This is a genomic window from Micromonospora sp. WMMA1976 (genome assembly GCF_027497335.1).
Taxonomy (GTDB): domain Bacteria; phylum Actinomycetota; class Actinomycetes; order Mycobacteriales; family Micromonosporaceae; genus Micromonospora; species Micromonospora aurantiaca.
In genome coordinates this window covers 3748129-3757497 of sequence record NZ_CP114912.1, presented here as the reverse complement: position 1 = coordinate 3757497, position 9369 = coordinate 3748129, and the positions used below count along the sequence as shown (strand labels likewise).

The 9369-nt window shown below is 71.9% G+C and carries 10 protein-coding genes; 4 read left to right on the top strand and 6 right to left on the bottom strand.

The annotated features are described in order from the left end of the window. Nucleotides 1-116: 116 nt before the first annotated feature. Both O7546_RS17450 and O7546_RS17445 read left to right on the top strand, forming a co-directional pair. The gene (locus O7546_RS17450) at nt 117-884 is read left to right on the top strand and encodes an enoyl-CoA hydratase-related protein (RefSeq protein WP_281599462.1); all 768 of its coding nucleotides are present in this window, start codon (nt 117-119) and stop codon (nt 882-884) included. A 9-nt stretch (nt 885-893) separates the two neighbouring features. After that, on the top strand, nt 894-1523 hold the full coding sequence (locus O7546_RS17445; RefSeq protein WP_194799005.1) for an enoyl-CoA hydratase-related protein: 630 nt from the start codon (nt 894-896) through the stop codon (nt 1521-1523). 53 nt (nt 1524-1576) lie between these two features. Here O7546_RS17445 and O7546_RS17440 read toward each other — a convergent pair whose 3' ends face one another. The 6 genes from O7546_RS17440 to O7546_RS17415 form a co-directional block, all read right to left on the bottom strand. Continuing rightward, complete coding sequence (locus tag O7546_RS17440; protein ID WP_194799006.1) at nt 1577-1996, bottom strand: heme-binding protein; 420 nt, start codon at nt 1994-1996, stop codon at nt 1577-1579. 41 nt (nt 1997-2037) lie between these two features. Then, nucleotides 2038-3243 carry a CoA transferase gene (locus O7546_RS17435; protein ID WP_194799007.1) on the bottom strand — a complete coding sequence of 402 codons (1206 nt, stop codon included), beginning with the start codon at nt 3241-3243 and terminating at the stop codon, nt 2038-2040. A 46-nt stretch (nt 3244-3289) separates the two neighbouring features. After that, nucleotides 3290-4309 (bottom strand): ABC transporter permease, encoded by a 1020-nt coding sequence (locus O7546_RS17430; RefSeq protein ID WP_194799008.1) that lies wholly within the window; start codon nt 4307-4309, stop codon nt 3290-3292. Continuing rightward, on the bottom strand, nt 4306-5232 hold the full coding sequence (locus tag O7546_RS17425) for an ABC transporter permease (RefSeq protein ID WP_194799009.1): 927 nt from the start codon (nt 5230-5232) through the stop codon (nt 4306-4308). The genes O7546_RS17430 and O7546_RS17425 overlap by 4 nt, the downstream gene beginning before the upstream one ends. Nucleotides 5233-5293: 61 nt before the next feature. Beyond that, a complete protein-coding gene (locus O7546_RS17420; protein ID WP_281599458.1) occupies nt 5294-6403 on the bottom strand; it encodes a substrate-binding domain-containing protein in 1110 nt (369 codons plus the stop codon). A 44-nt stretch (nt 6404-6447) separates the two neighbouring features. Then, nucleotides 6448-7293 carry an ATP-binding cassette domain-containing protein gene (locus tag O7546_RS17415; protein ID WP_194799011.1) on the bottom strand — a complete coding sequence of 282 codons (846 nt, stop codon included), beginning with the start codon at nt 7291-7293 and terminating at the stop codon, nt 6448-6450. A gap of 336 nt (nt 7294-7629) precedes the next feature. Between O7546_RS17415 and O7546_RS17410 the strand changes: the two genes are divergently transcribed. Both O7546_RS17410 and O7546_RS17405 read left to right on the top strand, forming a co-directional pair. Further along, nucleotides 7630-8739, top strand: a complete 1110-nt coding sequence (locus tag O7546_RS17410; RefSeq protein ID WP_281599455.1) for an amidohydrolase family protein — start codon at nt 7630-7632, stop codon at nt 8737-8739. Beyond that, nucleotides 8736-9113, top strand: a complete 378-nt coding sequence (locus O7546_RS17405; protein WP_194799013.1) for an iron-sulfur cluster assembly protein — start codon at nt 8736-8738, stop codon at nt 9111-9113. Before O7546_RS17410 ends, O7546_RS17405 begins: the two co-directional genes overlap by 4 nt. Nucleotides 9114-9369: the final 256 nt, after the last annotated feature.

Sequence of the window (9369 nt, the reverse complement as noted above, 5' to 3'; positions counted from 1 at the left end):
GCGCATCCCGGATGCTGTTTTCCCTTGTAAAGCCGGGCATCCTGCGACGGCAGCGCGGATCTTGACGACATACCCGTGGGTATGTTCGCCTGATGCGGACGACAGGGAGGTGATCCGTGGAACCCGTCGGTTACGCGGTACACGACGCGGTGGCGGTCGCCACCATCGACCGGCCGCAGACACGCAACGCGCTCAGCGCCGACGTCCTGCGCGCGCTCGCCGCGGCGATGGACCGGGCCGAGGCCGACCCGGAGGTACGGGTGCTGGTACTGACCGGCGGCCCGCGGCTGTTCGCCGCCGGCGCCGACATCCGCGAACTGCGCCGGACGTCCCCGGCCGACTACCTGCTCTCCGAGCGGCTGGAGTGCTGGAACCGGTTCGCCCGCTTCGGCAAGCCGGCCGTCGCCGCGGTCGCCGGATACGTCCTGGGTGGCGGGTGTGAGCTGGCCATGACGTGTGACGCGGTGGTCGCCGCCGACTCCGCCGTGTTCGGCCAGCCGGAGATCAACCTCGGCATCATCCCCGGCGCCGGCGGCACCCAGCGCTGGGCGCGTGTCGCCGGCCGGTTCCGGGCCGCCGAACTGGTGCTGGGTGGCCAGCTGGTGGACGCCTGGACCGCGCAGCGGATGGGCCTGGTCAGCCAGGTGGTGCCCGCCGAACGGGTGGTCGAGGCGGGGATCGCGCTGGCCGCCTCGATCGCCGCCCGCAGCCCGGTCGCGGCCCGCCTCGGCAAGCAGGCCCTGCGTACCGCCGAGGAGGTCGGCCTGACCGCCGGCCTCGCCCACGAGCGTTCGCTGCTGCTGACGCTGCTGTCCACCGACGACCACATCGAGGGCATCGACGCGTTCCTGGAGAAGCGTCCGGCCCGCTTCACCGGCAGATAGGAGAGACACGTGACGCAGGTACACGAGGCCACCGACCCGGGCGCCGGCGAACGGCTCGGCCCGGCCGCCCGCGCCGACCTGCTCGACGCGCTCAAGCGCCACGCCCGTACGCCGGGGGAGCCGCTGCTGATCCGCGTGGAGGGCGACGCCTGGCGGCACGAGCCGGACGACCTGGCCCAGCCGGTGGTACGCGGACAGCTGCACGAGCTGGTGCTGCGGATGCACGCAGCGCCCGGCCCGGTGATCGTCCACGTCGACGGCGCGGTACGCGGCCTCGGGCTCGGCCTGGCGCTCGCGGCGGACCTGCGCGTCGCCGCGCCCACCGCCACGTTCGGCACCGGCTCGCCCGCGGCGTTCCTGGCCGGCGGCGCCGGACGGCTGCTCGCCGGTGTCGCCGGCACCGGCGTGCTGGCACACCTGGCCTGGACCGGCGCCACGCTCGACGCCGAGGAGGCGCTGCGGCACGGCCTGGTCGGGTCCGTGTCCGCCGACCCGGACGCCGGGGCCGCGCTCGCCGCACGGGTCGGCGCGATCGGCGCGGGCACGGCGTCCGCGCTGGCCCGCGCGCTGCGCGGCCGGGACCGGCCGGAGCTGACCGCCGCGCTGGACTACGAGTCCTGGCTGGCCGGCGTCGGGTGAACCGGGGCGGGGGACCGCCGCTGCGGCGGTCCCCCGAGTCCGGTGCCGGCGCATCAGGCCACGGCCTCCAGGCCGGCGCGCGCGACCTCCATGTCCTGCGTGTAGTGGCCGCCGCTGACCCCGATGCCGCCGATCACCGCGCCGTCGGCGGTGATCGGGTAGCCGCCGCCGAAGACGACGAGCCGGTCGATGCCGGTGGTCGCACCGGTGGCCAGCGGCGCGTCGTCCTTGATGAAGTCGTACCAGCCGTCGGTGGGCATGCCGAAGCCCGCCGCCGTGTACGCCTTGTCCTGCGCGACCTGCACCGACAGCAGCGCGGCGCCGTCCATCCGGGCGAACGCCTTCAGCACGCCGCTCTCGTCGACGACGGCGATGACGCAGGGCAGTGTCATCTGCTCGGCCTTGGCGATCGCGGCGGCGAGGATCCGCTGGGCGGCGCCGATCGTGACCGACGTCTTGGTGAAGTTGTCCATGAGAGGTTCCTTCCGTGGTGGTGGGTGGGGTGGGCCAGGGCTCAGACGACGCCCGCGGCGCGCAGGCGGGAGATCTCGTCGCCGTCGAGTCCGGCGACGTCGCGGAGCACCTCGTCGGTGTGTTCGCCCAGCTCGGGCCCGACCCGGCGGATGCCGCCGGGCGTCGCGGTCAGCTTCGGCACGACGTTCTGCATCGGGAACTCGCCGAGGTCCGGGTGCTCCAGCCGGACGATCGCCTCCCGGGCGGTGAAGTGCGGGTCGGTGAGCATCTCCTTGGCGGTGTAGATCCGGCCGGCGGGGACGCCGTGGCGGTGCAGCAGTTCCAGCAGTTCGTCCCCGGCGTATCCGGCGCACCACTTGGCGATCAGCTCGTCCAGCTCGCGCTGGTGCCGGCCGCGGTCGGTGTGGCCGGTGAACCGCGGGTCGGTGGCCAGTTCCGGCTGCGCCATCGCCTCGGCCAGCCGCCGGAACACGGTGTCCTGGTTCGCAGCGATCACCACCATGCCGCCGTCGGAGGCGACGTAGACGTTGCTCGGCGCGATGTTCGGCAGGATCGAGCCGGTGCGTTCCCGGATGTAGCCGCCGATCGCGTACTCCGGCACCAGCGACTCCATCAGCGCGAGCACCGACTCGTAGATGGCGCTGTCGACGATCTGGCCCCGGCCGGTCGCCTCGGCCACCCGCAGCGCGCCCATCGCGCCGACGGCGGCGAACGTGCCGGCCAGCGAGTCGCCGATGCTGATGCCGACCCGGCTGGGCAGCGACTCGGGGTCACCAGTGGTGTAGCGGATGCCGCCCATCGCCTCGCCGATCGAGCCGTACCCGGCGCGTTCGGCGTACGGTCCGGACTGCCCGTACGCCGACACCCGCACGATCACCAGCCGCGGGTTGATGTCCCACAGCACGTCCGGGCCGACGCCCCAGCGCTCCAGCGTGCCGGGCCGGAAGTTCTCCACCAGGACGTCGGCCTCGGCGGCGAGCCGGCGCAGCACCTCCTGCCCCTCCGGGACGCGCAGGTTGAGGGTGACCGAGCGCTTGTTGCGGCCGAGCACCGGGAACCACAGCGACTTGCCGTACGGGCGCTCGCGTCCCCACTCGCGCATCGGGTCGCCCCGGCCCGGCTCCTCCAGTTTGATCACGTCGGCGCCCAGGTCGCCGAGGATCTGGCCGCAGAACGGCCCGGCCAGCAGGACCCCGGCTTCGATCACGCGCAAGCCGGACAGCGGGCCGCGGGCATAGTCGTTCATGTCGTCCCTGTTCTCTCGTCGGTCGTTCCGGTGGTGCGGGTGGAGGTCAGGCCGGCACGGTGTGCGGCCGGGCCTCCGGCTCGGGTTCCGGCGCGGGGGAGTGCCGCTGGGTGCGCTGGCGGATCCAGCCGAGCGACACCGCGCCGAGCAGCGTGACGCCGAGCAGGATGTCGCCCAGCGGCAACGGCATGCCGCGCAGCCGGAAGATGTTCAGCACGATGCTCAGCGAGAGCAGGCTCAGGAACGCCGTGATCGGGTTCCCGTGCCCGCCGCCGGCCAGCCGGAACCCGGCGATCAGCAGCGCGCCGTAGACGTACAGTTCGGTGCCCTCGCCGAGGGTGACGGCCGAGGCGCCGGTGCGCATCACCTGGATGCAGCCGGCGACCGCCGCGGCGGTGCTGGTCAGCACGAACAGCGCCAGCCGGACCCGGCCGGCCCGGATGCCGGCGCGGGCGGCGACCACCTCGTCGCCGCCGGTGGCGCGCAGGTGGGTTCCCCAGCGGGACCGGCGGACCAGCGCGCCGCACACCAGGGCGAGCCCCAGCACCACCAGGACCGGAACCGGCAGCGGCCCGATCGTGGTCTTCAGCGCGGTGCTGAGTTCCGGGGTGTACGCGGCCACCGAGCTGCCGTCGCTGATCACCTTCGCGAGGCCGCGGGCGGCGACGAGCATGCCCAGCGTGGCGATCAGCGGCCAGACGCCGAACACCAGCGCGAGGCCGCCGTTCGTGAGTCCGGCCAGCAGCCCGGTGCCGAGAGCGGCGAGCACGCCGATCTGCCACGAGCCGGAGACGGTGTAGACGGTGGCGTAGACGACGGCGCCGAGGCCGAGGACCGAGCCCACGCTCAGGTCGGCGACGCCGCCGGTCATCGCCAGGCTCGCCGCGAGCAGGACGATCGCCGGGGCGAGCAGGTCGCCGAGCATGCTGGAGATGTTGGCGCGGGTGGCGAAGTCGGGCGCGAAGCTCAGCGCGGCGGCCACGGCGACCACGAACAGCAGCACGCTCGTGGTGGACGGGCGGCTGAGCAGCGCGGTCCATCCGGGCCGGGTACCGGTGGTCGTCATGGTGCGCTCCTGACGCTGTTGACGGCGAGCGCGACCGCGAGCACGACTCCCTCGACGACCGGCTGCCAGCTGGACGAGACGCCCCAGGTGACGATCGCTGTGGGCAGCGTGTTGAGCAGCAGCAGCGCGGCGGCGACGCCGAGGAAGCTGCCCCGGCCGCCGGTGAGCGCCATCCCGCCGAGCAGCAGGATCGAGATCACCCGGAACTCGGTACCGGGGGTCAGCGTGGACTGGACGATGTCGCCCTGGGACGCGAGGACCAGCCCGGCCAGGCCGGCGACCAGGCCGCAGAACACCAGCGCGCCGGCCTGGATCCGGTCCGGCCGCAGCCCGCGCACGAGCGCGGCCTGCCGGTTGCCGCCGACCGCGACGAGGTGCCGGCCCAGGCGGGTGCGGCCGGCCACGAACGCGACGGCGGCGAGCAGCACCACCATGACCCAGAAGACCCGGGGTACGCCGAACAGGTCGCCGGCGACGTGCCGGCGCAGGAAGCTGTCGCGCGGGATCGGCACGAACTCGATGAACAGCCGGGTGGTGCCGCTGACCAGGAACATCGTGCCGAGGGTGGCGACGATGGGGTGGATGCGCACGCGCACGATCAGCACCGCGTTGACGACGCCGATGAGCGTGCCGAACACCAGCGCCGCGACCAGCACGAGGGCGAACGGCGCGCCGTCGGTCAGCAGTTGGGCGGCGATCAGCGCGGCGGCCACCGCCGTCACGCCGACGGACAGGTCGAACTCGGCGCCGCTGAGCATCACCAGGCTGACGCCGACGACCAGGACGCCGATGAACGCCATGTTGAAGGCCACCGCGATGACGGTCTGGTGGGACAGGAAGGCCGGCGACTTCACGGCGGTGGCCAGCACCAGCGCCACCCAGAGCACGGCCAGGGCGAGTGTGGCGCCGTGGCGGCGGAGCACGGGAAGACCCGTGCTCCGCCGGACGGCTGCCTGCGGGGCAGACACGGACATGGTCAGGTGCTCACTTGCCGAGCCCGTACGTCTCGGTGCCCGCGGGACAGTACTGCTCGGCGGCAGACTTGGCCGGGGCGTCCTTGGCGTAGAGCGCGTCGATCCGCTCCTTGAGCGGCGGGATGGACGACACGGCGTCCTTCGGGAACGCGCAGACCGGGTTGAACAGCGCGTTCGGATCCTTCGGCGAGTCGACCACGGGGAGCTTCTCGCCGCCGACCATCCGGTCGAGGATCGTGTAGATCTGCTTGGCGTAGCCCTCGTACCAGAACGCGGTCGAGCCGCCGAGTCCCGGCGTGTCGACACCGAACAGCATGAGGTCGGCGCCGAGGCCGTAGCCGTAGATCTCACCGGCGCGGCTGAGCTGCTCCGCGGCGTTGATGGTGCCGATGATCATGTTGTCGTTGCCGCCGAGCGCCAGGATCTTCTTCGCGTCGGGCTTGGAGACCAGGATGTCGCGGGCGACGCCCTGGGCGCCGTCCGGCGTCGTCGGCGAGTTGCGCCGGGTGATGACGCCGTCGATGTCCGGGCAGACCTCCTTGAGTCCCTTGAGGATGCCCTCGGTGCGCAGCAGCGCCACGTCACCGGACTCCTCGTTCTCCAGCACCGTCACGAGGTCCGGCTTGCAGCCCCACTTCTCCTTCGCGTACGTCCCGCCGGCCCGGCCGGACAGCCGTCCCGACTCGACGTTGTTGATCCCGAAGAAGTGCGCGCCCGGGTGGGCGATGTCGATCGCGATGACCGGGATGCCGGCCTTGTTGAAGATGTCCATGATCTGCGGCGCGACCTTGCCATCGCCCTGGAACTCCACGACGTGGGTGACGCCGCGGGAGACCATGGTCTCGGCGTTCGCCACCGCGGTCGGCCCGTCCCGGTCGTTGTTGAGCACGAGGATCTCCCACCCGCGCTTCTCGGCCTCCTTGCGCATGCCGACGTCGATGGCCCCGAGCACGGGGCTGGCCGGCTCGGCGAAGTTGGCGAACCCGATCCGGACGTCCTTGGCCTCCAGCGCCTTGCCCTCCGCGGGGGCCGCCGGGGCGGCCCCCTCGGTGGAACAGGCCGTCGCCGTCATGCCCAGCGCGACGACGAGCGCGGCGCTCGCGAACGATCTGCGTCTCACTCTGATCCCTTCTCTCGGGCTTGCTTCGGCCGGTGTGGCCGGTGTCATGACTCGGGCACCGGCACGGCGGGCGCCGCACCGGTGATCAGGGCGACGATGTCGCCGGAGGACGCCTCGGCGGTGGTCAGCTCGCCGGCAGTGCGTCCCTGTCGCATGACCGTGACCCGGTCCGCGACGCGGAAGACGTGTTCGAGGTTGTGCGAGATCATCAGCACCGCGACGTCCTGCTGCTTGAGCGCGGTGATGATCTCCAGGACGTGCCCGGACTCGGTGACGCCGAGCGCCGCGGTCGGCTCGTCGAGCATCACGATGTTGCGGCCCCACATGGTCGCCCGCGCGACGGCGAGCGCCTGGCGCTGTCCGCCGGACATCGAGGACACGTGCGAGGACAGCGAGGGCAGCCGGGCACCGATGCGGTCGACGGCCTGCTGCGTCCGCTCCGCCATCGCGCGGCGGTCCACCAGGCGCAGCAGCCGGGACATCGGGCCGCGGCCCAGTGGTTCCCGGCCCAGGAAGACGTTCTCCGCCGCGCTCATCGAGTCGATCAGCGACAGGTCCTGGTAGACGGTCTCGATGCCGGCGTCGAGCGCGTCGGCGGGACCGGCGAAGCGGCGGGGCGCGCCGTCGACCAGGATCTCGCCGCGGTCCGGCGTGACCACGCCGGCGAGCGTCTTCACCAGCGTCGACTTGCCGGCGCCGTTGTCGCCCATCAGCGCCATGACCTCGCCCCGCCGCAACGTCAGCGACGCGTCGCGCAGGGCCCGTACGGCACCGAAGCTGCGGGCGATGCCGCGCGCCTGCAGGACCGGTGTGGTGGTGGGGGATGGGACCTCGTCCCGGCGGCGCTCGACGTCCCCGGTACGAGAGACTGCCGCTGCCTGCTCTGTCATGGCGAGAGAGTCAAGCAATGTATGCAATCACTGTCAAGGATCTGCGGCAGGCCAATGGCCGCAGCGCTCACCGTCGAGTCGTATTCGACCCGACGTGTCGAGAAAATCGGGAAAACTCCGAGGTGAGGATGCCGGTGGAGGTGCGGGCTCGCCCCATGCACCGACGACGAGACCGTCTTGACCGCTCCGACCTGCGCCCCTATGTTGTGTACATTCTCGGGCCGATGGTGGCCGCGATCACATGCCGCGCACTGCCGCGACGGGCGGCCGGCGCGGTGACCGGCCGCGCCCGTCCACCGCTCGTCACGCCCCCGTCGACAGGAGAACGGAGTTGACATGATCAATGGGATGGTCGTGGTGGACGGTGTCGTCCACGGGTACGACTTCCGGCCCGGGAACCGGGCGCCGCACTGCTCCCAGGCCGCGTACGACGGCATGGTGAACGCGCTGTACCGCATCGGCCACACCTCGGTCGAGTCGCCGGCGCCCGGCTACCTCATGACGCGGGACGAGTTCACCGCCGGCTGGACCGCCGAGGAGCTGGCGGACATCGTGTTCGTGGAGAGCGCCGTCGATGTGATGATCTACCACGGCGTGGAGATCGACGGGTTCTTCGACGGCGGCGCCTCGCCGTACGAGCTGGGCCGCGAGCTGAAGCGGCGGTACCCGGACCGGGTGCTGCTGTTCGCGCCGGTGGACCCGCTGCGCGGTCCCGCCGAGCTGGACCTGATGCAGCAGCGCGCCGAAGAGGACGACATCGACGGGTTCAAGTTCTATCCGACGAACGGGCTGATCGACCCGGAGGTGAACTCCTCGAAGCTGATGCTGCTCGACGACCGCGAGCTGGCGTTCCCCTACCTGCAGAAGGCGCTCGACCTCGGCGTCCGGCACATCGGCGCGCACAAGGCGGTGCCGGCCGGAGCCGGTCCGCGGGTGCTCAACCACGTCGACGACGTGACCTGCGCGGCGATCGCCTTCCCGGACCTGACGTTCGAGGTGGTGCACAGCGGCTGGGCGTTCCTGGAGGACTGCGCGCTGCAACTGCGGACGCACCCGAACATCTGGGCGACGATCGAGTCGGTGTCGAACATGATCGTGCGCAAGCCGCGCCGGTTCGCCGAGATCGTCGGCATGCTCATGATGCACGGCGGCACGGATCGCATCATGTTCGCCACCGGCGTGCCGTCCGCGCACCCGCAGCCGATCATCGAGGCGCTGACGACGTTCGAGATGCCCCGGGACCTGGTCGAGGGGTGGGGCTTCCCGGAGTTCACCCCGGAGGTGCTCGCCAAGCTGATGGGCGGCAACGCGCTGCGCCTGCACGGCCTGGACGAGAGCGCGGTCCGCGCGGCGGTCGCCGGGGACGACCTGGCCCGGCGTCGCGAGGACTACCTCGCGCACGCGCCCCGGCCCTGGGCGCTGCACCGGGAACGGCTGGCCGCGTGAACGGCGTCGACCCGGTCGCCGCCGACCTGCGGTCCCGGCTGCTGACCGCGTGCAACGCCGTGTACGACCCCTGCGGGCTGGGCGTCGGCCGGCGGGTGGGCATCGTCGACATGGGGCTGGTCCGCGACGTGCGGGCGCACCGGGAGCCGGACGGCCGGCTGCGGGTGACGCTCGACCTGATCACCACCGGTCCGTTCTGCATGTACACGCCGTTCTTCGAGCAGAGCGTGCGCCGGGAGGTCGGACGGGTGGCGCCGGAGGTCGACGACGTCGAGGTCGAGTGGGGCGACAGCACCGGCTGGTCCGAGGCGCTGATGACCGAGCACGGCCGCGCGATCCTGCGCATCGGGCGTTCCGCAGCACCCGTCCGCTGACGCGTACCCCGAGAGCTCCACGTCGGAAAAATACAATTTCTCCGCCCGGTCGGGGCGAATGCGCCTCCCTCGTGGGCTGGCGAAACGCTCGCTAACAGGGCTTATGTTTCGGCATTGTGAACTATTGACTGTCGATGTTGATCGTGTTGGACTGCGATTGCATGCAACCCGAAGCGCCCGTCACGCGCCGGGTTCATTTTCGCCCCTCCCTGCGCCGATTCATCGATTCGCTTCTTTCGACGACTGCCACCCACCG